This is a genomic window from Isobaculum melis, assembly GCF_900111355.1.
Classification (GTDB): Bacteria; Bacillota; Bacilli; order Lactobacillales; family Carnobacteriaceae; genus Isobaculum; species Isobaculum melis.
This window is the reverse complement of the sequence record NZ_FOHA01000004.1, coordinates 138,780-164,236: the sequence shown is the minus strand read 5'-3', so window position 1 is coordinate 164,236 and position 25,457 is coordinate 138,780. Positions and strand designations below refer to the sequence as shown.

At 32.4% G+C, this 25,457-nt stretch carries 16 protein-coding genes; 1 reads left to right on the top strand and 15 read right to left on the bottom strand.

Annotated features, from left to right (window positions below; translation table 11 throughout):
• Positions 1 to 27: 27 nt before the first annotated feature.
• From cas2 to cas9, 3 genes are read right to left on the bottom strand one after another with little or no spacing between them, the layout of a single operon-like run.
• A complete protein-coding gene (gene cas2, locus BMW29_RS05135; RefSeq protein ID WP_092651018.1) occupies positions 28 to 348 on the bottom strand; it encodes a CRISPR-associated endonuclease Cas2 in 321 nt (106 codons plus the stop codon).
• The gene (cas1, locus tag BMW29_RS05130) at positions 341 to 1,243 is read right to left on the bottom strand and encodes a type II CRISPR-associated endonuclease Cas1 (protein WP_092651016.1); all 903 of its coding nucleotides are present in this window, start codon (positions 1,241 to 1,243) and stop codon (positions 341 to 343) included. The genes cas2 and cas1 overlap by 8 nt, the downstream gene beginning before the upstream one ends.
• A gap of 12 nt (positions 1,244 to 1,255) precedes the next feature.
• The gene (cas9, locus tag BMW29_RS05125; protein ID WP_177165680.1) at positions 1,256 to 4,552 is read right to left on the bottom strand and encodes a type II CRISPR RNA-guided endonuclease Cas9; all 3,297 of its coding nucleotides are present in this window, start codon (positions 4,550 to 4,552) and stop codon (positions 1,256 to 1,258) included.
• Positions 4,553 to 4,900: 348 nt separating this feature from the next.
• On the opposite strand from cas9, the gene BMW29_RS05120 reads away from it, so the two are divergent.
• Positions 4,901 to 5,170: a hypothetical protein gene (locus tag BMW29_RS05120; protein ID WP_092651012.1), complete on the top strand. Its 270-nt coding sequence runs from the start codon at positions 4,901 to 4,903 to the stop codon at positions 5,168 to 5,170.
• A 74-nt stretch (positions 5,171 to 5,244) separates the two neighbouring features.
• On the opposite strand, the gene pglZ is transcribed toward BMW29_RS05120, so the two are convergent.
• The 12 genes from pglZ to adhE form a co-directional block, all read right to left on the bottom strand.
• Positions 5,245 to 7,779: a BREX-1 system phosphatase PglZ type A gene (gene pglZ / locus BMW29_RS05115; RefSeq protein ID WP_092651010.1), complete on the bottom strand. Its 2,535-nt coding sequence runs from the start codon at positions 7,777 to 7,779 to the stop codon at positions 5,245 to 5,247.
• Positions 7,780 to 7,791: 12 nt separating this feature from the next.
• On the bottom strand, positions 7,792 to 11,325 hold the full coding sequence (gene pglX, locus BMW29_RS05110) for a BREX-1 system adenine-specific DNA-methyltransferase PglX (protein ID WP_092651008.1): 3,534 nt from the start codon (positions 11,323 to 11,325) through the stop codon (positions 7,792 to 7,794).
• A 28-nt stretch (positions 11,326 to 11,353) separates the two neighbouring features.
• Positions 11,354 to 14,956, bottom strand: a complete 3,603-nt coding sequence (gene brxC, locus BMW29_RS05105) for a BREX system P-loop protein BrxC (RefSeq protein ID WP_092651006.1) — start codon at positions 14,954 to 14,956, stop codon at positions 11,354 to 11,356.
• Positions 14,957 to 14,964: 8 nt separating this feature from the next.
• Positions 14,965 to 15,546, bottom strand: a complete 582-nt coding sequence (locus BMW29_RS05100) for a DUF1788 domain-containing protein (protein ID WP_092651005.1) — start codon at positions 15,544 to 15,546, stop codon at positions 14,965 to 14,967.
• 89 nt (positions 15,547 to 15,635) lie between these two features.
• On the bottom strand, positions 15,636 to 15,908 hold the full coding sequence (locus BMW29_RS05095) for a Mor transcription activator family protein (protein WP_092651003.1): 273 nt from the start codon (positions 15,906 to 15,908) through the stop codon (positions 15,636 to 15,638).
• A gap of 285 nt (positions 15,909 to 16,193) precedes the next feature.
• Positions 16,194 to 18,824, bottom strand: a complete 2,631-nt coding sequence (locus BMW29_RS05090; protein ID WP_092651001.1) for a cation-translocating P-type ATPase — start codon at positions 18,822 to 18,824, stop codon at positions 16,194 to 16,196.
• A gap of 23 nt (positions 18,825 to 18,847) precedes the next feature.
• Positions 18,848 to 19,450 carry a TetR/AcrR family transcriptional regulator gene (locus tag BMW29_RS05085; protein WP_177165679.1) on the bottom strand — a complete coding sequence of 201 codons (603 nt, stop codon included), beginning with the start codon at positions 19,448 to 19,450 and terminating at the stop codon, positions 18,848 to 18,850.
• Positions 19,451 to 19,601: 151 nt separating this feature from the next.
• Positions 19,602 to 20,459, bottom strand: coding sequence for an HAD-IIB family hydrolase (locus BMW29_RS05080; RefSeq protein WP_092651030.1), 858 nt, complete (start codon positions 20,457 to 20,459; stop codon positions 19,602 to 19,604).
• Positions 20,460 to 20,595: 136 nt separating this feature from the next.
• A complete protein-coding gene (locus BMW29_RS05075) occupies positions 20,596 to 21,774 on the bottom strand; it encodes an RtcB family protein (protein WP_092650997.1) in 1,179 nt (392 codons plus the stop codon).
• 151 nt (positions 21,775 to 21,925) lie between these two features.
• A complete protein-coding gene (locus BMW29_RS13955) occupies positions 21,926 to 22,069 on the bottom strand; it encodes a hypothetical protein (RefSeq protein WP_177165678.1) in 144 nt (47 codons plus the stop codon).
• Between the two features lie 75 nt (positions 22,070 to 22,144).
• Positions 22,145 to 22,660 (bottom strand): DUF2004 domain-containing protein, encoded by a 516-nt coding sequence (locus tag BMW29_RS05070; RefSeq protein WP_092650995.1) that lies wholly within the window; start codon positions 22,658 to 22,660, stop codon positions 22,145 to 22,147.
• Positions 22,661 to 22,760: 100 nt separating this feature from the next.
• The gene (gene adhE / locus BMW29_RS05065; RefSeq protein ID WP_092650993.1) at positions 22,761 to 25,352 is read right to left on the bottom strand and encodes a bifunctional acetaldehyde-CoA/alcohol dehydrogenase; all 2,592 of its coding nucleotides are present in this window, start codon (positions 25,350 to 25,352) and stop codon (positions 22,761 to 22,763) included.
• Positions 25,353 to 25,457: the final 105 nt, after the last annotated feature.

Here is a 25,457-nt window from a genome sequence, read left to right as displayed (position 1 = left end):
ACAACGATACTACGGGGTTTCCTTTGGCTAAAAAATGGACAAACTTGAAGCATTTACCTTTTTTTCATTCACTATCTCATCTCCAACTAATAACCTCATATTTGAAAATTGCTTTTCTGTCAAGCAGACCATTCTTACTGACCCTTTTTTAGGCAAATGATTCTCGAGCTTTCTTTCATATTTTCTAACCATATCATAACCACTACAAATTCTATAATAAACAGAAAACTGCATCATAACATACCCTTCACTTAACAAATATTTTCTAAATCGTGTTGCTTCTCTTCTTTCTTTTTTTGTTCCTACTGGTAAGTCAAACATCACAAGCATTCTCATAAATCTATTCATACTCGTGTGCTTGTAGTTTCATTAGTTCAGGAACTTTTAATAGTGCTGCGCTATTATTTCTACAGCAAGCAGTGAAAGAAGAGGTCATTTTTTTTAACGCATTTGCTAATGAATGATGTCCCTCGTCAATAGGAACCTTGGTAAACAATAAAGAAAAAAGCTCTCGTTTCATTTTTGAAGTCAGCATTAAATCCTCTTCATAAACATTCTTTGCAACCCATAAATCAATATATGGTCTAAAAGGTTCAATCAAATCATCTGCTAAATTAAAAGGATTTAATTCATTTCTGTGAAAAACACCAATAGATGGTTCTAAACCATAAGCACAAATATCTCTTGCAAGAACACCTCTTAATATAGAATAGCCATAATTCAATGCAGCATTTTGTATATGATCATGACGCCGATTAAACCCTTCTCCAAATAATGCTAAAAAATAAATTTGAGCTGCTTGTGATTCACAAAAAGTTCGATCACCTTCTTCTACTCTATTGGCTAAGGAAAATAAAACCTCAGACTCGTCTTTCTTATTAAAAGCCAAGCATTTCCCTTGATTGATAATTTTCTGTTGAATAATTTTTTTCCAAATTCTGTTTTTTGTTCTTTTTTGTAAGCCAAATTGATAACTTAATATTTGTAATTTTCTAGAATGATTTCCCAATGGTAATAAAACTGAACAAGGTAAATGTCGCTCATCACAAGTAAATAAAGCCACTTGATTTTCTGCTAAATAAGAAATAGTAGGAATTGTAATACTACATTGTTGATGCTCAATCATCACACTTTGAATATCGTCAACAGGTATTTGGTACTCTTCATCCTGTTTAATCACTAATTGCTGATTCTTAATACTTAATTTTGCGGGATTTTCAATATAGATATTTCGAAAAGCCATATACTTCACATCCTAGTTTTCATGAAATTTCTGACGTTGTTTTTCTTTGACTTTATAATAGTTTCCAAAATAATCAATTTGGTATTTTTCTAAATTCACCAATGTTGCTATTCCAAGGCTTTCAAACCGATAATAGTTATTATGATTATCTCCTGATATACTCGCAGTTGAGATGTTTGCACCAACATAATATCCAATAAAATCAGGCTCTATTTTGGTTTCTTTTAACCCATCCTTAGATACAAGTTTCACTCCTGTTTTATGTTGAATACGAATTAAATCTCCCGAATAAAGTGAAAATTGAAAATCTGCCTCATTTACAATAGGCCACTCTAGATGCTGTTTATGAGCTACACAAGCTTTATTCGGCAAGTCCTTCTCTACAGTATCTTTCACATAAATAGGCACAAATAAATATTTCCCATTTGTCCTAAACACATCAATTCTCACCATTGAACCATTATCAGCAACAGCTTTGCCTTCGTTTAAAACAGCCTGTAATGTTGTTTTCGCTTCAATTTTGACTTTTCTAACAGTATGGGACTTCTCTAAATGCTGATAAGTAAATGCTCCTGTGGGAAATGCTAATTCTCCATTTCCTCCATTTTTTTCTAGTTCATTTTTTAATTTTTCATATAGTAATTGCCAGCCGTTATCTTCCGTTTTATAGAAAGTACCATTCCCTGAAACAATTTCACCATTTTTATTCAATTTTAATTTACTAATAGACACACGACTAATATTTTTTCCTTGTTCTTTGAGCTTTGCACTTCTAATTGTCTCTTGATGTGCAGGACCCGTTACTTTCTTATTTGGTCTTCTTACAATGAAAATTGGTTTTAATGTAGAAATCTCCTCATCGGTATAAGTTTTCCATTGATAGTTCTGCATTAATTCAGATGGATTCTCTGACATTCGGCAGATAACTTCATCTCTAAACTTTGGCCAAGGATAAGGGAAAGCTTGGTTAAATATCCTGTCATAATCTTCTTTATTTGTCACAACTTCATTTTCAATTTCTTGTAAATATTCTTTTCTTTCCCATAGTTGACTATTTCCTCTAACTTCTTTTCTTTTGCTGAAATTTGTCACTTCTTTCACATACTTAGGTGTCACACATGCAACAATTAATGCATCTAGTGCATGATGCTGGTCTCCATTTTCTCTAATTTTATTGAAACCCCATCGCGCTCTTAATTTTGCAGTAATTGTCCCATTAACTGCGAAGACACGTTGTTTCTTCTCTGTTTCTAATTTGGCAAATGAAATATTTTGTTTGAAGTAGTTGTGCAACAATACGGAAATATACCGTGTATCATTAAGATTTCTTGTTTTCCATCCTTCAATATCTTCTTTTGTTAGTTGTTTTTTTAATAATTTTTCACGTTTACGTGGATTTTTAATATCCCCTGCAATGGCTTCTAATTTGTGGATTCGGTCAATATCACCAGCTAAATAATCCAAAGGAATTTTATTTCCTTTTTCTCGATTTGCTGCACCACTTACTAGTACTTTATTTCCATAGCTATCATCTAACGTTAAACTATACGGAATAATATGATCAATTTCATATCTATCAGAAAATACATGAGCATAGGGAATCGCTAAACCTGTATAAGGGTCCATCCCACCTTGCTCTTCCCATAATTTTAACCGAATAATATTTTCTCCATTTACAATAATTCCGAGTTCTCTTAACTTATCAGCGATTCTTTCGTTTACTATACGATTTGTTTCTTGAGATTTACTAATTTTTTTACGAATATCATGAGGTTTTCCAAGTTCTCTTGCCAATTCAATACTAATAGCGTCCGGCTTGCCATATTTTGAGATAATATGATTCACTATTTTAATTGTTTGACTCACCGCACGCTTTACCACAGGATTATTTACATCTTCATGAATTGTCTTAGCATCAATCTTTTTATAGGTTGCATCATAACCAGCTTGTGCACTTGCATCATAATAATTAAATCCCATCTCTAAAAAAGGCATAATTTTCTTCATTGCTTTTAATGACAAGTTACCAAACTTGCTGAAATTAATTGGTAATAGAGATTCTACTATTTGTTCAGGAAATGCCAGTCGCCCATAAAATTCATCTTTTCTTCTATGATCACTCGAATAAACGGTTAAAATATAACCAATTTCATCTAATTGTTCTGCTGTTAATTGATTAAAAAATGCTTCTGGTAATGAATTTTTTAACTTATAATAAGAAGACATGCTGTAAAATTTCGTTTTTTTCTCAGTTTCTTCAATCGTTGCTTTAGAACCATATGTTACTAAATTGAACCGGGCATGTGAGGATAAACCTAATAATTTTTTAATCGCTGAAAATTTTACTTCTTTACTACTAAGTACTTTTTCTTTAATAAGATTTTTTTGCTCTAGTGTAAGCTCTTGATATTTTTCTCCAATATGTTCTTGATATTTTAAATTATTTAATTTGGATAGTAAATCAAAATATTGGAATGTATAACTTGCCTTAGGTGCACGTTTTTCATCTGGCTCATGAGTACAAAAACCAATCATTTTTTCAATTTGATTTCCTGCATAAGGTCCAGATCCTGGGCCATCTTCAAAATCTCTTTGATCATTAAATATACCTGTTTTAGAGCCATCTCCAATATATTCTATCTCAAATTCTGACGATAAATCGGTATTTCCAAGCAAACGTTGTGTCTCTATGATTTTCTTAATTTCTATTTCTATCATGGCTCTATTTGCAGTGCCTAAATAACGCTCTTTCCCTTCTTTATTACGCTTGCGTTCCTTGTATTTTTCATCCTTACACATGTATTCACCTAATGTGCGATGGTTGCCATCCTCTAACTTGTCTTCTATTTCTTTAATTGCTGAAAGAACTGGTCCCATATCTTTTTCAGTAAGTTCTGACTTTCTATTTGACTTGAAGCCACGGTGACCAGAAAAAAAATAAAAAATTCTAAATAATTCTTCATTGGTTAATGCCTGATCTAATCCTTTAGCTCGTAATTCATAAACTGACTGTCCACCCAAATTTTGGTTATAAATTTTTTCAATTTGATTCTTTGTTAGTAAGCCATGACGAATAAACAACATTTTTGTACGATATTTTCTAAATTTTGTGCGACGAGTCCTTCTTCTAGCCCCTCTACTCTCTCTCCTTGGTAAAGCTAACGATTTCCCATCTTTTGGATGTTCAGCAATTGGAAAAATAACTGAATTTAAATGTTCAATTCTGATTGGTTCACCTTTTTCATCTGTCCTCAAAACAGCATAACCTACTGATGTAATCCCAATATCTAATCCTATTCTATACCCCATACTGTCACTCCTGACTTTTTCATTTGACTTCATTATAGCATAGATTATTTAATAAAATAGGTGTTTATTCAATGATAAAAAAAGATAACCCCACACCTAAAATAGGTGTGGGGTTAGAGCTTTACAGAAATGTGCATTAGCACATTCTTTACTATAATTTCCTTACAGAGTCAGCTATAACTCTACACACAATTATAGTCTAATCCTCAAAAGAATGCAAGACCTATTTATAAATGTTTTATATTTAATTCTATTAAAATAAAAAAATTTTTTCTATTCTTTTTTTCTGTATATTTTTCAGTATCTATCAATAGATGGGTATACATTTTAAACAAAGGAGGTGATAACATGACTAAACTTTTTGAATATGAATTCATCCTACTAAGTACCCAATTACAAGTTGGAAAAGGACAAATTAACTTCAATCGCAACTTCTTCAAAAAAATCTACCTCGATCAAGGGAGAATTGGTGTAAATAATTTAACAAATAATTTACGGAAATTGATTTCTGACAATTATTTAACCTTTAATAAAAATTCATATCAACTTACTGAAAAAGGGTTGAAAAAAATTATCCAGCTACAATTAATTCATTACTTTACTGATTACATGAATTGATCTAATCAGTAAAATAAGTGAAAACTATTTTTTCCTTACAAACAGCTATGAATATTATCATTATTTTTTTACAATTACATATCACTATCTGATGTCAAATCTATAGAAAAACGAATTTTATGAATATCTGATTTGTCTTGTTCATTAACCATAACTAAATAATAGTTAGCATTCACATGATAGGTTTGACTGAAAAGTACTAATTTTTCCCTCATAATTCGTTCTTCTGCGTCTTCACTATACGAATCTGCTAATAATAATAATTCATTTGAGATGCGTACGTTATCTTCATCTTCTAAATATACATGAACTCGCTTTTGATAAAGATTATTTCTAACTGGTTGGATTTGTAAAAAATCTAAATAAGTTACAATATTATTGATTTTATTCCTTTCACTTAAGAGTTGAACCTGTACTTGTTTATAGCTTTCTTTTCCCCTTTCTGTCTTAATTTCCAAAACTGGTATCATAATTTCTTGAGGCATCATACCACCATGGACAAAATTAGCACCACCTCCTTGTATAGAAAAGCGCTTACTTCCGATTGGTGTATGCCCATAGATTACTTGGTTATCAAATTCTGGAATCAAAAAAGTGTGTGTATTCCCTTGGTTTTTATTCACTTTATTCAAGATAAAGCGCCTATTTCTAACAAGTACTTCTTTATCCTGTATCGGGATTTTGTCTATTTTTTTCAACGGTGATTCTGAATAAATAAAACCATGATCTGCTGTAATAATTAATCTAGATGCATTCACATTTACAGTTAATTTTTGTATCAATCTAGTTAATTCTGATAACGCCATTTCTACTGCAGTAAACACTTGGTTTTCACTTGAAGCATGATCACCAATACTATCAATCGTATTATGATAAATATAATTGATACTTGTTCCACTATAAAGCTCCCTCAACTCCATTCTACTTAGATTCAACAAATCTTTTCCAGAATAAGCTGTTGCTTTACCTTTCCCTATCTTATCTTCTAAGATTTTTCTTCGAGACTCAATCCCTGTTGTTCGCTTACCGTCCAACTCAATATACCTATCCATTAACATCATTTTTTGATGTGGTAATAAAGCAGCCATTCCAAGTTCTGTAAAAGACGGAAATATTCCTTGTATGCCATTAAGAGAAACTTTAAAACGATGTTCCATATTTAATTGCGTTGTTAACTCAGATGCACATTCATATCTAAATGCATCTGAAATAATAACAAAAATACGATGTCCACTTTTTTCAAAAGATGCTACATATTCTTCATAAAAATCTTTCTGTGTAGAAGTTGCTAAAATTTGAAAAGACTCTTCCTTTTCAAAAAATTGAGACCAGTATTCACCAAATAACATTAGAAATTCATTTTTATAAATGGCTTCAATCATATTTCTTAATGTGTTAATTTCAGGAACTTCTATTGTAATTTTTTGATATTCTGTACAAAATCGTCGATAGCAAGCATCAATCTCATAACCTTCTGCTTGATACCACTGCCAAATCGCTTCTTTTGTTTTTAAATCCACTTTATTTTGCCAGTTTTGAATATTCCTTAATAACCGAATCCCTTCAATTAATAACTGGTATTCATGAGATCTTTCCTGAAACCAATATGTATTTCGTCGATCTATTAAAATTTTCTCATATCGATCATAATGAAGTGTACCAAAAGATAGTTGCTCAGCAACCTGAGAAATAATGGCATCATCATAGTCAATAAAAGAGTCACTCTTAGCTAAAAATTCAATCGCTTTTTTCTTAATAAAGGAAGGAATTCTAAGATTCTTTGCAATTTCTATTGAACATTTTTGATAGCCTTTATTTAAATCTTTACGGTTCATCCATTGACTAAGAAATACAATACAATTATTACTTTGGTGCAATCGTTGATTTTGCCAATTTCGCGGTACCTGCTCTTCAAAATCAATAAATGCCTTCGTTTTAAAAATAGCACAAATCAAATCTCTAATATTTTGTTCTCCTTCATACCCCAAAAAAGAAGTTACTTGTTTCCAAAAAAAGGGGGCTAATTGATATTTTTCAATCTGACGCCAATAAGCTGATTTTTTTGTTATCTCCTCAATAAAAAGGTGAATAAGTACGGTTGAAAATCTTAGTTCTTTCGTATTTGTTAAAACACATAAAATTCCTAATTCTATATCATTTTGTTCTACTTTACTTTTTAACTGTATCATGCTAGAAAAAACACCAGCTAATTTTTCTTGAAGAAAAAAAGAGCGATATGTTTCAAATATTTGTTTTATCTCTGGCTCTTCAATAGCTAACAAATTCATTAAGCTTACGATAGAATCCATTTCAAACTCTTCACTATACAATAAAATATCTAATAAAGGATTATCAATTCCCTTAGGCTTTGCTGTATTAAAATAAAGGAGAATATTTTTTTGCGTATAAACTATTTCAAGTAAATATTTAATCTGAAAATAACTAAAATCATCAACTCTCAATATCATCACTTGATCTAACTTGTATTCAGAAATGGCTTTGCTAAAAGTACTTTCTGCATCATACCAAAAGATAACCTTTCTTAGCTCTCCTCTTACTTTTCGTTCACTAAATTTTTCAATTAGTTTTACTTCTACTTCTGTTGTCATAATTCCACCTTTTTAAATAATTTTTTCAAAAACATTTAAATTTACTTCTTTATTTCCAAAACCAATTGCAAGATGAATTTGTTGGAATTTTTGATAGTTAGCTTTAATCCCATCGTCTAAATTTAATTCTATTTCCTTACCTGCCATATACTCTAATAACATATCATAAGTTCTTAGCTCTTCTAATTGCTGTAAATAGCTTTCTTTTTCTTTCATTGCTTTTCCAACTACTCTTTGTGAACTATTTTCTGAAATGGTAAGCTCTGCAAGATAAATCAATCTATTCAATGTCTTTGTAAGAGCTAATACATAATCTGTTCGAACTCTTGCAAGAGTATGTTTATCATAACGATGGATATACATTAACCCTTTGAATGTTCCTTTTTTTCCACTCGTAAATTGCCAATAAATTGGACGTTTTTGATATATTTTCAAATGATCTTGATAGAATTCCTTTGTAAAATAACGTCGAATACACTCTCTCGATAATTCACTTTTTTTTGCATGAAGTCCTTTCGCAATAAATTGAAGATTTTCTTCAAGGTGCTCTTCTCCAAACAAGTAGGTAACAAGACTTTCTATTTTATTCACTAAATCATCTTGAAAATAATGTTCTTTTGTAATTGGAACAATATTATTTTCATCAGGTTGAACAGTTTGATACTTGCCATGCTGAAATTCTCCTCCTCCATAAACAATATTGGTTTGATCTAATGAATATCTTCCAAAAATAACACCAACTAAATAGGACAAAAAGCTACGTACATCTTTCGCTAAATCTGCTTTTTTGATTGTAACTTCACTGTCTAAAATATCAGGTTCTAACTCTTCTTCTAAATCGTATAATTCAATGAAAATTCTGTTTAATTCCTCTTGTTTTCTTTTTACTTGCTCAAATCGTTGTTCTGTTTGTTGCATCCAAATTTGATAAATTTTTGCTAATTCTTTTTCATGACTCTTATAGGTGATAAAAGGATGCTGCTTAAAATCCCAAGATGTTTCAAAATCATTCCAATCCCCTTGTTCAAGAATGATAATATCAGTAACCAACTCTTGTATTTTAGGATAAGACTCGATGCTTATTGGTAATTTTTGAATATCACTCACAAAAATATTAATAGTTGGATTTAAGGCTTTTAGTATATAACAAGCAACTTTTGAATTTAAAAATGCTAAAAGCTCAACATCGCCTTGAACAATTAAGGGACTAGCATCACCAAACAACATATATTCATTTTGTATCCTAAAAGCAAAATAGGCTGAAGAAATACGAGACCAAGTAATTCCAGATTTAAAATAATATTGACTATCTCTAAGTCGATAATTACCATCAGAATTCTTTATATGCATACCGTTTTTATACAAATCAATCACATATTCATTATTGCCAAAATATAAACGATAATTTCCACCTTTACTAATTGGAAACCATTTTTGCATTTGAGATTGTTCAACAAAATATTCATTTGTAGCATTGAAACAAATATCAGGATATGAAACCTCAAACCATAACCTTAAAAAAGTGGAATCATTCCCAGTCATGATACCTGATTTCACTTCATATTTATCTTCAATTTTTTGAAATTGATTAGATGAAAATAAAGATTTAAATTGATTGTTTACCCAATAACAAATTGGAATTCCAGGAATCTGCTCAAACATATCCGAAGCTTTTGATAATCGATAACTTAGCTTCAGGTTTTTTGCTGCTTCCCTCAGTTTAATGGGTTGTAATTCACTTCCTTTAAATTGTTCTAATTGAACATATTCGCCTAGAATATCTTTTTTTTGCTTATGTAAAACAAATGTACAAATAGAAACTGTTGCATCTTCAAAGGCTGAACGTTCCAATTGAACTAAACTAGCAATTGTTCCTTCTTTTAATAATTTTCTTCTTAGTAATTCATATGAAGATAAAAACATCCAGGTCCAAGGCGTCATCATTGCTGTATAGCCATTCTCAACAGTCATATCAAAACATCTTTCTATAAATGCTGTATATAGATCTGCTTTTGTAGTAGGATAATTCTTCTTCATAAATAACTTTAAATCTGCATTATATTTATTATGATATGGCGGATTCGTCACAACAATTGTATAGGACTGCGCTAATTGTTCTGCTATTTTTAATAGCGGCAGTAATTTATCTTGTAATTCAAATTGAAGTGCTTGGATGTATAGCTCTTCCGTTTCTATTGCCAAAAACTCTTTTATTTTAAGAATAAGTGGTTTAACTTGAATTGTGTTTGTGTTAATTAATGAGCCAAATTGTTCTGCATTTCCAAATTTCTTTTCTAAATCTCTAATAGCTTCTATTTCTTCAGCAGGATAAATCAGCAATAAAGCTTCCTCAGAAATTGGATGTTCAGTATCCTTAAATGTTTCAATATGGTAATCGAATGATTTTCTTGTTTGTAGCAATCTAGGTTGATATGATAGTATTTTTAATAATAATGCGACATGACTGATTTGATAGGAACGCCTATCAATTTCTAACCCATGTAAATTATTTTTTATAATAAGATTGGGAATTTCTTTGGACATATATCCCTGTTCTAAATACATATCATAAAACAAACTAAATGCCTCAATTAAAATATGACCTGAACCACAAGCAGGATCTATTAATTTAATATCTTCTAATGATGTGACATTAGACGGTACAATTTGATTGATTATATTCTTTTTTAGATAGTAAGACCATGTTTTAGAAAGTTGATTATTTGGAAACATTTCATCATATAATTTTCCTAATGAGTTTTGTAACATATATTGAACAATCCATTTAGGTGTAAAGATCTGTGTAACTGTTGGCAAAAAACGTTTTGGTACTTGATTATTTTTCAACCCGCCAACTTTTTCTTTGACTTCTGAATGATAATATTGATATAACCATCCAATTATTTCAACTTGTTGCCAATCTGACTCATTTCCACAATCAATCATTTCACGTATCATCCCATGGTTTGCTAATAATCCGTCAGGTAATAAAAACTCTTCTACCGCATCTACTTCAGAAAAAGCACTTGGTAAAATTTGTCCTAATTGTCTACTTTGCTGGATTAAAATATATTTGAATAACTCTTCTGTTTGTTGCTTTTCAGCTAAATCCCATAATATAAATGGATCTAAATGTAAAATATTCACAATTTCTTTATGAAAAGTTACTGCATCTGGCTCTTTTTTTCCAGCAATACTTGAAGATAGTAATAGCATTCGAATTGGTAAATAATCATGTATTTCCATATACCTAATTGCAATTATTCGATTAAACCAAGTATAAGCTACTTCTTCAATTACCATTTCATAAGCTTCTTTATAGTCTTTATGTAACTGGTATAACTTGATACGTTCCACAAGCTTTTGATACTGATCTACATGTTTTTTTTCTAATGGTTCTCCATTGATTAACAGTAAACCATCAAATTGGTTGCCACTTTTAATCTCTTTTTCTGATATACCAAATCTTAAAGCACGTATTTTTACACCTTCTATCAACTTTTTTCGTGCACTTGTTGCAAATCTTTTTAAGGCACCTTTATCCACATAGCTCTTCCTCTCTCCAGTAACTTGCTTATAAAATTTTAACAATTTTTCCTAATTTTAATTCTGTTTCAATTTTACTTTTAATCTTACTAAGATAGTCATCCAATTCTGCGTAATTTTTAATTTCAATATTTTCTCTAGGAATAATATCTTGTCTTTGAAAGATTCGTTGACTAAGCTCTTTTTTTAATGGTTTCACATGTTTTTCTACTACACTACTATCTAGTATTTCTTTTTTCGATACATGAACCATTTCACGTATTTGTTGTTCTTCTTCTTTTATTCCTTGGATTTGATCTAAATATTTTTTTGTTAAATCTTCAATTTCAAATTTCAAGGCATTTAATTCACTTAAGGTTTGTGCTTCCTCTGCCCTTTTTTTAAGATGTGAAAAACCATGGGAAATAGATTTTTCTAACTTTTCTTTTGCTTTTTCAGAGTTGCGAACATCTTCAATTAAAATATTTTTGTTATTTTGAATCGTCTTGATTACTGGTTCAGAAGCTTGCTCAAGTTCATCTGTCAGCGCCATTCTAAATTGTTCATTTAATGAAGGCAATTCCTTAATCATAGAATAAGGTTCACTATTTTTCATAATACTTTCAAGCCGTTTACCTGCTTCTTTTCCTGCACTTGAGGTTAATAAATTGACATCCTTTCTGTATCGCTCCTTTAGTTTCATCGCTGTATCATATATAGCCGTATGGTGTTCAAAAAAATTTCTTATTGGAATGAAATCTTCAAAAAAAGCTAAGATATCGTTTTCTGCTTCAAAAAGATACTGAAACAATTCTCTTGTATCTTCTTTAGCATATATTCGTTTTATTTCTTTAATCCCATTATCAACAACATTTTCTCCTGGATAGAAACGGTATTGATAATTTAATTTTATTTTCTCCAATTCATCTAGTTGTTGTTTATAGATTTGACGAATTTTTTGTGCTAAGATATCTTCTTTATCATGGTCAATTTGTAAACCAACCGTATCTTTTACTAATAATAATGCTGTTCTCAAATGACTTTCCTCAATCACTTTCCTTTTACTTAAAATAATTTTTTCTTGAAAGTGACGTTTAGTAATTGTCCGAACAAATTGGGCATCTTTTAGACTCATTTTTCGATTATCAAGTTTAAATATCACTTTTTCATCCTTTAATAGATAAATTAAACTAGCTAAAATATCAGTTTCTCTCCAACCTATAGGTTTTTTTGAGAACTTTTGTAGTAGTTCTCCTAATATGACAATTGCATGATGTTCTGTATGATTGTCAATATGTTCAATCAATTCATTCGTTGCAAGAAAATTTACATCTTCTGATTGATCACCAAATATATTTCCTTGAGTATATTTAATGAGTTCATTCAATTGCTCTACCTGAAATTGTTTCACTACATAAGATAATTTGGGATAGATACTTTCTATAAGCAAGTCTAATCCGTTCGCAATTTTAGCGTTTGGTAAGTTAGTAGATATTTTTAACTCTACACCATTCACATAACAAGCTGCTTCTTCTAAGGCATGAATAAGTTGAACTTTAATACTTTTACTCAACTCATTAGATTCACTCACTTTTTTATTTAAAATATTCTTAATTAATTCCGATTCATTTTGTGTAGAGTGACTACGAATATATTCTTGGATTTTAATTTTTTTCAACATATCTTCATAATAAGTGCTATTTTCTCCTAAAACCACAATAACTTGTTGCTCTTTAGCAGATAATGCAACAATACTTTCAACAGAATCAGCTTCATCAAAATATGGTGTGAGCAATCGAACACCTAGACTCGCAATACCATTACTTAAAGCATGTCCATCTATCCAAGAAGCAACATCAAAAGAATAATTAATACCTTTTCTATTTTCAAATGGACAATAATTAAATCGCTTGATATCCAAAATATCTTGAAAAATCGTTTGTCCAATCTGAGTAATAACTTTTGCATTTGATATTTGAATTTGATCAATTTCTCTATTCACATCTTGCTCTTCATTTGTTAAAAATACGTATTCTTCTCCTTTTCTTTGTATCAATATATGTTGTTCTAGTCTTTTAAGAGAATCATTAATTGCATTCATTAGTGAGACTTTATCATCATCCACATGTTGGACCATTAAAGTAGTCAAATTATCTATATTAGCAGGCATTTCTTTCACATAGCGAATTAAAAAAAGTAATTTTAAAACTGAGATATCAAATACTTCTAATGTCTCACTTTGTTGAGCTTTTATAATGGTTGAGCGAACAGAATGTTCTAATGCCTGATCTATACTCTCATAAAAGTTTTGAAAAGGAACCAAGACACCAATTTCTTTGTCTTGATAAGATATTGCTGCTTGTTGAATAGCTTCTAATAAATTCCGTTCGCCATCTGCTAAATGCTTCCCAGCTGAACCATGTTCTCGAATACCCGTAAATACTTTTTGTAACAAATGAAACTGATAAGGAACAAATGGATAGACTGATGCAAAATCTTCAGCATCCTTAAATGTTTTCATATCAACAGTATGCTCACTAAATGATAATTTATTTTTTAAGCCTGCTTCAATTTCTTGATAGGTTATTTTTAATGTTTCCTTTGCAACATCCGTCTTATCCAATAACCTTTTTTTGATAACTTCGTCAGCATTTGCACTACTTAAGCTTAGTCTTAAATGAAATCTACTTTGTATCTTAGAAAAATCATTCATTGAACTTACACCGTGTTTCAGTGTATCAATATCTTGTTGACTGGTAACAATAATCCAGACTTTCCCATTTGTCAGTTTACCAATATCTTCCACAAGTGTTTGTAAGTTCAACATCAATTGTGTATTTTCAGAAATATATTGCCCCATTTCATCTGCTAAAAAAATGAGCCGATAATCTTCATTTTGCTGACTCACAAATTTAGCTAATCTGATAGCAAAGGATTCGACACTGATTTCATAATTTTCTTCTCCATTTGTTATCCATTTTCTGGCACTTTCAACGCTCATTTCAGTTGCTTTACTGAGTGCTAAAATCATCGCATCTTCATTGTAATAAATCTCATCTCGCCCATCAATCCAACTTAGACCACTCTCTATTTCAAATAGTTTCTTAAATTCTTCATACTGCCCTTTGCTATTTAAAATTTCTTCTAATTGGGCTAACCATGGTATTGAAGGAGAGTACCCCAACAGTTCATTGAAAACCTTATTAAATACTTTAACAATTGCTAACTTATTTTGTTTGCTATCCGCTTCTGACTTAGAATCCACATTGAATAAAATGACATCATTATTCCCTTTACTTGCCATTTTCATTTTTTCTAATGTTGATTTATGTATCATTTTTTCTTCAAAAAAATCAACTGGCTTTCTTTTCTGAACGATCCTTTTAGTATCCAATAAATAAGAAATAATTTTCAAAAAATGTGACTTACCTGAACCAAAAAACCCAGATATCCAGACACCCATTTGATCAGTTGGTACCTGAAGTGCGTGCTGATATGCATCAAAAAAATGCCTGAAGTGTCCTTGTAATTCTTGTGTAACTACATATTCGTCCAGTTCTTGAAAAACACTTTCGTCATCACTTTGTCCAATTTTTATCACACCTTTTACTTCACGGTTAATAGGACGTGTAAATAAGTTTTCAATTTTCATATTTCTCCTCAGCTTTCTATCATGCGAAAAGCACGATAATAATGGTCATCTTGAAATTCATTAAAAAGGCGTAAATAGTTATTATCATATGTTCCAGGATAAAATAAAATTAAAGGACTTTTTTCAACAACTATTTGTAAATTATTCAATAAAATGTGTGATCGTAAAATCGGAAAAACTTTTCCAATCCCAACAATAAAAATAATAGCCTCTTCATCCAAATTTTCTCTAATATATTGTACAAATACATCTTGTGCTGTTGCAATTTTTAACGCTTTTCTCATTCGTTGAAATAAGACTTCTGTTCCCCATCTTTTTTCTATTTCAAAGTTTTTTTCTAAATACCCTCTTAGTTCAAAAAATTGAATCATTATATCATATAAATCAAATATTTGTACCTTTAATAAATCACTTTGTTTTTCTACATAATCTTTTATAAAGAATATCTGCTCTCTTACTTTTAATTCTTCTTCTGGTGCATAGTCAAATATATAAAATCCAACTTCATTTCCTAAACCTTGATTTTCTGAAAATTTAGGTTCCAAAATTTTTTCTTGAAGATACTCCATTTTTTCTGTAATTGATTTCATCTTCTCTCCTATTCATTTTTTTAAATTTTTCTTTAAAAATAGTGCCTCCGAAAAAACGAAGGCATGTTAGAATAATTTTCTGTAAAAACTTATTTTTGTATGGATTTTTTTGTTTCATTTACCCTACAAGTTTCCTTTAACCATCTCTGTGAATAACCATATCGCCTTGTTAAATCTGAAACATTATGTTCTTTGAATTCTTTTTTTACTTTTTCGGCAACTAATTTTTTATCATACATTTTCATCGGAAAAGTAATCTGTTGCCCTTTAAAAGCATCGTATATCTTCATTAGATTTTCTTCGCCCAATAACTCGTAAAATTCTTTATACGATTTTACTAAGCACTCTGTATCAATCTCCATCGTGTCCACCTCCTGATAAAGATATACCCACTTTAGTTTATCAAGTTCTTAATTATTTTGATAATGATGTACACCTTACAAAGACATTATATTTTACAAGACGAACAGCATGCTATCCCTCTTATAAAATAATAAATAGATATACTTACGTATATGTGTAAAACTTCAATATTTATAAACACTAAAAAAGATACCTTGGTAACATTCAGTTTAACTGAAAATTATCAAGATATCTTTTTTAAAGGTAACTATATCCAACCTCATCTCTTAATGAAACTATAAAAATTAATCATCATCTCTATTTTGGTGCAACTTCACTAATTCAACAATGACTAATGGTAAAATAGAGAATAACACGACTAAGCGCCAATGATAATCTCCGATATCCACTAATTGGAACATCTCTTGAAATAGTGGAATCAATGCTACTGCAATAATAATCCCAATCGAAATAATCGCCATTTCTAGTAATCTTCGATTTGAGTTAAACTTAATTTTAAAAATCGAATATTTACTACGACAGTTTAAGACATGAATAATAGAAGACAACCCCAAAATCAGGAAAGCCATTGTTTGCCCTACTTCATGACTTGGTTGGATTGACGAAATGGTCACAAATGAGCCCATATAATACCCAAGTAAGGTTAAAACGGTAAAAATAACACTATGAAACGCAATGTCTTTGCCAAGGCCACCAGCAAAAATACTTTGCTCTTTTGGAATCGGTGGCTGCTCCATAATATCTGCATCTGGTTTTTCTCGGCTTAAGGCAAAACCTGGTAAGCCATCTGCAATCACATTAATAAATAGTAATTGAATCGCAATAACTGGTGCACCCCATCCTAATAACATGGAGATTAAGACAATAAAAATTTCAGAAATATTACAGCTCAATAGAAAATGAACGGCTTTTCGAATATTTGCATAAACGGTTCGACCATGTGCTACTGCATCTACAATCGTCGCAAAGTTATCATCTGTTAAAATCATATCTGCGGCACTTTGTGCAACATCGGTACCTGTAATTCCCATGGCACAACCAACATCTGATGCTTTTAAGGCTGGTGCATCATTGACACCATCTCCTGTCATGGCAACGACTTCACCATTTGCCTGCCATGCTTTAACAATTCTGATTTTATCTTCTGGACTGACACGTGCATATACACTATATTTATACACATCACGAATCAATTCTTCATCTGTCATCTTAGCTAAATCAGCACCAGTCATGGCTTCTTTCTCACAAGTTAAAATACCTAATTCTCGAGCAATAGCACTAGCTGTTAAAATATGATCACCAGTAATCATAACGGTCTTAATCCCCGCTTTAGCTGCTTTGGCAATCGCACCTTTACTCTCAGGTCTTGGTGGGTCAATCATACCAATTAAACCTAATAATTGTAGGTCATTCTCTAGTGTTTCACTTGTTAATTCAGTTGGTAATGTATCATAACGTTTAAAGGCTACAGCAATGACGCGTAACGCTTTTTTACCAAAGTTATAGTTGATATGAGTGGCTTGCTGAATGTCGCCATCACTACATAAGGATTCAATCCTATCAAAAGCACCCTTTGTAATTGAAATATAGCCGCCTTCACCTAATTCATGAACAGTGGTCATTAGCTTTCTATCTGAATCAAAGGGCAACTCAGCAACTCGTGGATAGCTTTCTAATAAATCAGTTTTATAATAATCATAATCTTCATATAATTGAACAATCGCTAACTCGGTTGGATCACCTATGCCATTTTCAATAGCTTCTGAGCGATCAATAAAGGCATTGCTACATAAAACACCCATTTTAATGATGCTTAAAGCTTCATCTGACATCGCATTTTCAGTATCAATAATATTATTACCACGTGTCCAAACCCGTTGTACAGTCATTTTATTTTGAGTCAATGTCCCTGTTTTATCTGAACAAATAACAGAGGCACTTCCTAATGTTTCTACAGCTGGCAAGCGTCTAATAATCGCATGCTTTTTCACCATTTTTTGAACATTAAAGGATAAGGTTAAGGTAACAATCACCATTAAGGTTTCTGGAACGGCTGCTACAGCAAGAGAAACGGCGGTCATAAACATTTCTAGCACTGGTTCATTTTGTGCATATCCGATAAAGAAGACTACAGCTGCGGCTGCTAAAGCCAATAAGCTAATATTTTTCCCTAAACGGTTTAATCGTTCTTGAAGTGGGGTCATGCTGGTTTTTTCATTATTTAATAAAGCCGCAATCCGTCCCATTTCTGTGTTCATTCCAGTGGCTGTAACAATTGCTAACCCTCGACCATTTGCGACCATACAGCCTGAATAAACCATATTCAAGCGGTCTCCAATCGGGGCATCCGCTGCAACCACTGCATTTGCTTCTTTTTCAATGGGAATACTTTCCCCTGTTAACGGTGATTCTTCGACTCTTAAGCTCACAACATCAATTAGCCGTGCATCTGCTGAAATCATGTTTCCTGCTTCTAAAACCAGTAAATCGCCTGGCACTAGCTCCTCTGCAGGAATCGAAATAATTTCCCCATAACGCATCACACTACTCATTTGTTTGTTCATATTTTGAAGTGCTTCTAAAGATTTCTCAGCATTATTTTCCTGGATGACACCAAGTAAAGCATTTAAAATAACGATTGAAATAATTAAAATTGCCTCAACATAATCCCCTTCATGAATGGTAATCGCCATGTATAGCGAAATGGCTGCTGCAACGATTAAAATAATAGTGGTTAAATCGCCCATTTGCATGAAAAATTTCTTTAAAAATGAATCCTTCTTAATCGATTCAAATTCATTCATGCCATAGGATTCACGTTTTTTTAGAACCTGCTCTTCGGTTAATCCTATTTCGCGGTTTCCCTCTAGTTCCTGTATTAATCTAGGCAAATCTTTTGTGTATGCTTTTGTCATCGACTCTCCCCTTTTAAATAAATTTATGGTGATGAATGATCTAGTAAAATAATAAATGAATGAATCACACTATCAATGGTGACCGCAGATACTTTAGGCTGTTCTTCATATTCATTTTTAGCTTCTCTCATTAACAAACCCAAGATTGCATTTGTAAATAGGAAAGCAATGGTGTCTGCATCCACATCTTCAATCAGTTTATCCTGCTTCAATTCATTTATTTTTTTGACAAATATTTCTAACACATATTCTTGACTATCTGGAATCACTAATTTGGCTTGTTCATTCCCAATTTCTTTGATTGAGGTAATCACTGCCTCTTTATGTGATTCAAACATATGCAATAAAAAAGTACCTGTTTCTGTTAGAAAAACTCTTGGTGACGCAAAGTATTGTCCAAAAAACTCATCTACCTCCTGCTTCATTTCAATTAATTGTTGCTCAAAGGCCACTTTAAAAAGCTCGTTTTTACTTTTAAAATTTTTAAAGATTGTTGACTCATTAATTCCTGCATGTGTAGCAATTTGTTTCGTTGTTGTACTCTTGCAGCCTGCATGAGAAACCAATTGCAATGTCGCTTTAATAATGTTTTTTTGCATTGTAGATAATGCTTTTTCTTCGTTCATTTTTCCAAGACCTTTCTGACATAAAATCATCACTCTGCACAAAGCAAGTAAGTACTTGCTTTATTAAACCTTAACATAAATAAACCAATTGAATCAAGGATTTTCTTTTAAAATAAAAAAAAACATCAAAACATCTGATGTTTTTTTCCGACTATTTATCTAAAATCAATTGGTCAAAAATAAATTGTCCAACCCCGCCACTATCACAAGGCCCAATAACCATTTGGCACTTTTCTTTAATCGCAGCCGTTGCATTTTCTACAGCAACAGGGACATCTACCACTTCTAGCATGGCAAAATCATTTTCAGCATCCCCAATGCCGTAAGTCTTTTCAGAAGGCATTTTTGCTAAATAATTTTGAATCGCGGCTCCTTTGTTACTATGAGGATGAACCACCTCTAAAGCTGTGAAAAAGGAAGAGAAGGTATAGAGCCCAGTACTCGCAAGTTTTCCAATAAGCTGCTCACGTATTTGGTCATCAGCATCCATTAATTCTACTTTTAAAATATGAATCTCCGGATTTTCCTTAAAAAAGCCAATTAAATCTTCATGATGTCCGCACTCATTGGTAAAATAATTTTCTTTAAAGTCCATCACAACCGTTCCCTGCTCACCAAGAGTCTCAAATTTTTTTCTTAGCTTTTGAAGATGTGTTTGATAATGATGCATTGGTTTTAAGAAAATCCCTTCACTTGTATGAATATGATAAAAAATATCTTCTTTTTCTACTATCTCTAAAACCTTGACACAGTCTGCAATAGATAAACAATTTTCATAGACTGGTGCTTCTCCAACAAGCTTATAGCCTGCACCATTACTAAAAATCATATCGCAATCCTGACCTGCTTTTGTTAATAAATCAACGATTTGATGACAGCCTCTACCACTGACAAAAACAAAATGATCGCCTTGCTTTTGTAAAGCTGCTATTGCCTCTAAATTAATTGGCGCAATCTCACTTCCTGGTGAATGAAATGTGCCATCTATATCTGAAAATACTGTAATCATGACAACGTTCCTTTCTTGCTCTTTATCCATTTATTGTAGCATGTCCTTTCTTAAATAACAGCCTTTAATTTTTTGCTAAGCTCAATTAAACATACGATAAAAAAATCGTCTACCAAATTTAGCAGACGACCATTGTTTAGCCCTTAAAGTTATAAAGCGGCTTGATAATTTCTTGAATCTCCATTGTATCCACAATATCTTGCTGAAGCTGTTTCGCTGGTTTGTAGGCAGCTGGTGCTTCATCAATGGTTTTCTTTGACACAGAGGTTGTCCAAACATTTTTCATTGCATGCTGATAACTTTCAAGACTGATTTGTGCTTTAGCTTTTGAACGACTTAACAGCCTTCCTGCACCATGTGGCCCTGATTGATTCCAATCTGCATTGCCTTTTCCTACTGCTAAGATGCTACCATCTCGCATGTTTAAAGGCACTATCATTGGTTCACCTAGTTTAGCTGAAGTCGCTCCTTTTCTTAGCATGTTTGTTTCTAAATCAATATAATTATGTGGACAATCAAAAGCTGAAACCACTGCCTTATCCCATTTCATTGCTTTTAAGATGGTCTGCGCCATCACTTTCCGATTATAAGCTGCATAGGCCTGAGCCAACTTCATATCCTCTAAATAATCCGTTAGTGCTTGTCCTGTGAGAAAAGATAATTCATAAGGCAATTTAATGGCTTCTCTTTCATTCGTAAGCGCCTGAGCTTTCTCCACTTTTTTACGTTTCATCGCTGAAGCCGCTTCAAGTTTCAATGTTTTTCTTTGCTGACTTAATGTTTGATAAGCTACTTCCTGATGGTATTCTGCTATTTCTTTCCCCAAACTACGGCTCCCACTATGAATCACTAAGTAAAGCCCATCTTTCCCTTGGTTCACTTCAATAAAATGATTGCCACCACCAAGTGTACCAATACTTCTTAAAGCCCAACCTTTGTGAATCGGAGCATGAATCTTCCCTAATTCAAAGAAATCCTGCGTTTTATCATGGGTACCATGCCCGCTTGGGATTCTCGTGCGAATGATACGATCTAATTTATCAAAATTAGTCTTTAGTTTACTCCCTTTTAATTTCACAACATATAGGCCACAGCCAATATCAACACCGACTAAATTGGGGACGACTTTATCTTGGATGGTCATCGTTGTGCCAATCACACAGCCTGCCCCGCTATGGGTATCTGGCATAATTCGAATTTGGCTATCTTTAGCAAATTCTTGGTTACATAAGGACATAATTTGTCCGATCGTGCTATCGTCTAACATATCTGTATAGACTTGTGCTTCATTATATTTTCCTTTTATGGTTAACATTTCAATTCCTCTTTTTCTTGTTGTAGTAGTAGAAGGTTAAAAGGTTCAAAGTCGAATAAAATTCGATTTGTATCATGTCTCTAAGGATTAAAATCCTAAGAGGCATGACAAAAATACCGTCAATCATAAATGATTGACGGCTGGCTATATCTTAACGGACACTGCCTATAAATAATGGATGACGCAAAAATGACACAAACAAACCAATGGCTTGTTTAGCCTTTATTGCCCATTCAATTACTTTTTCATCAATCTTTGAATTTTTAGTGATGGATAATTTGCTTGTTTGTTTCATTTTGCTCACCCCTTTCTTTATTATGTAAAATCGTTTATCAGCATATCACGGCTTTTTTTATTTGTCAAACTCAACTTAGCTTTCATGACTAACATAAAGGATTTTCCCTGTCCTATCAAATCGAACAACTAGTAGCTCATCACTAAATTCTGGTACTAATTTAAAATCAAAGGTTAATTCTAGTCCATTATTTTTGTCTAAAGAAAACCAGGCTCCAGAAAGAATTAAATTTTCAATCAGTAATTGATTCGTAACTTGATCCACTGAATCTACTTTTAAATGTGCGAGTGTTTCTTCTGTTAGTTCTTCCAAATGGAATTCAAAATAATACTCAATGGTTCCATTTTCTTCAGCCATTTGCGCTAAAAGATAAGTCTTTGCTTCAGCATAAAGCTTTGGAAACTGCTCTACTAACATTGCAATACTTTGATAATCTTCTAATAAAGTAATGCCCTCATGCATATCCAAATCAATCGTAATGTCTTGTCCTCCTAATTGGAATGTTGCATCTCTTTTATCCATTGCTAATCCTTCTTCTGTATCATAGGTTAATGTACCTAGTAATTTAGTTTCTATCAACTCTTTTGCCATTTGCTCTCCTCCTAATGAATGTACATTGCTCTGTTATTCTAACATTCTTTAGCTCTCTTTATCAATAAAGAAAAAAAGCCTCAACGAGGCCCTTTCCTTTTTATTCACCTTGATAAGCTTCAATAATAATTTGTTTCAATTCACTGATTAAAGGCTCTTTAGGGTTTGCAGTTGTACATTGATCTTCAAATGCTAACTCAGCCATTTTATCCACAGTACTATCTAAGGTTTTCTTAGAAACACCTTGTGCTTTCAAGCTCATATCAATATTGATATCTTTTCCTAATTGAATGATTTCTTGAACAAGTGCTTCCACTAATTCGGCTGTTGTATTGCCTTTGAAGCCCATAAATCTTGCAATATCTGCATAATCTTCATCTGCACGGAAGAATTCATATTTAGGGAACAATGCATGTTTTGAAGGATCTTTTGCATTGTAACGGATAACATGTGGCATTAAAATTGCGTTTGTACGACCATGAGGAATATTGTACTCTCCACCAATTTTATGAGCGATAGAGTGGTTAATTCCTAGGAAAGCATTGGCAAAAGCCATCCCTGCCATTGTTGATGCGTTATGCATTTTTTCTCTTGCTTCTTCATTGGCTACATTATAAGAATCACGTAAGTTTTCAAAGACTAATTTAATCGCTTGTAAGCTCAAGCCACGAGTATAATCACTTGCCATGACAGATACATAAGATTCAATCGCATGTGTTAAGACGTCCATTCCTGTATCTGCTGTAACTGATTTAGGCACACTCATGACAAATTGCGGATCAATAATTGCCACATCAGGTGTTAATGCATAATCTGCTAATGGGTATTTCACATGTGTTTCACTATCTGTAATAACCGCAAATGGTGTGACTTCTGAACCAGTACCAGATGTTGTTGGAATACAAACAAATTTAGTTTGTGTTAACGCTGGAATTTTATACGTACGTTTTCTGATATCTAAGAATTTTTGTTTAGCACCAAAGAATTCTGTTTCTGGTTTTTCATAGAATAACCACATGCCTTTAGCAGCATCCATTGCTGAACCACCACCAAGTGCAATAATTGTATCTGGTTTAAAGTCCAGCATGGCATTTGTTCCTGCCATCACAGTATTTGAAGATGGGTTAGGTTCTACATTTGAGAACACTTCAATCACAACGTTATTTTTACGTTGACGCAATTCATTCATCACTAATTCAGCATAACCAAATTGAACCATTCCTGGGTCACATACTAGGAAGACACGTTCTACATTTTCCATTTTTTGTAAATATTGAACGGATGATTTTTCAAAGTAAATTTTTGAAGGAAGTCTGAACCATTGCATATTATTTCTCCTATTCGCGATTGTCTTAACGTTTAATAGATTGATTGCTGAAACGTTTTTAGAGACAGAGTTTTTACCATATGAACCACAGCCTAGCGTTAATGAAGGAATCATTTCATTGTATAAATCACCAATTCCACCTTGGGCTGTTGGAGAATTAACCAAGATACGACAGGCTTTCATTTTCACACCAAACTCACGAGCAATGCTATCATCTAATGTATGAATCGCTGCTGAGTGACCTAAACCACCTAATTCAAGCATTGTTTCACATAATTCAAAAGCATGTTCTTTACTAGTTGATTTAATCATTGCTAAGACTGGAGATAATTTTTCACGTGACAATGGATATTTTTCTCCTGCGCCATCTAATTCAGCAATCAGAATTTTAGTTCCAGCTGGTACTTTAATCCCTGCTGATTTTGCAATATCTTCTGCTGAGTTTCCAACAATTTTAGGATTAACAGCATATTTGCCTTCGTTCATTACTGCATCTTCTAATTTTTTCAATTCTGCTTTTTTCACAATATAAACTTGATGTTTTTCAAATTCAGCTTTGACTTCAGCATAGATTTCTTGATCGACAATCACAGCTTGCTCAGAAGCACAAATCATCCCATTATCAAATGATTTAGAAAGAATCACATCATTCACAGCACGTTTTACTTTAGCTGATTTTTCAATATAACTAGGAACATTACCAGGTCCTACGCCTAATGCAGGTTTACCAGTTGAGTAAGCTGATTTAACCATTGCACCGCCACCTGTTGCTAAAACAATCGCTACATCTGAATGGTTCATTAGTAAGCTTGTTGCTTCAATTGATGGTGTTTCAACCCATTGAACACAATCCTCAGGAGCACCAGCTGCAATCGCTGCATCACGTACAATACGGGCAGCTTCGGATGAACATTTTTGAGCTGATGGATGGAAAGCAAAAATAATTGGGTTACGTGTTTTCATTGAAATAATGGCTTTAAATAATGTTGTTGAAGTTGGGTTTGTGACAGGTGTTACCCCACAAACAACGCCCACAGGTTCTGCGACTTCAATCAAGCCTTTTTGTTTATCTTCGTTAATAACACCTACTGTTTTATTATGTTTAATAGAATTCCAAATATACTCAGTTGCATACATATTTTTAATACATTTATCTTCATAGATACCACGGCCAGTTTCTTCAACTGCCATTTTTGCTAGGGGCATATGATGTTCTAAGCCAGCTAGTGCCATTTGATGCACAATGTGATCTACTTGCTCTTGTGTAAAATCTTCCATTGCTTTCAAGGCTTTTTGTCCTTTTGCTGCTAACTCATCAATCATTTTTTGAACATTGTTTGTCTCTTCTACTTTTGCTTTAGCCATTCGTAAATTCCTCCTAGAAATCTTCTTGAAATGTTTGTTAACTATTTCACAAACTAATCATAACCCATCTTTTTTATTTTGTAAATACTTTTTTGTGATTTTTTT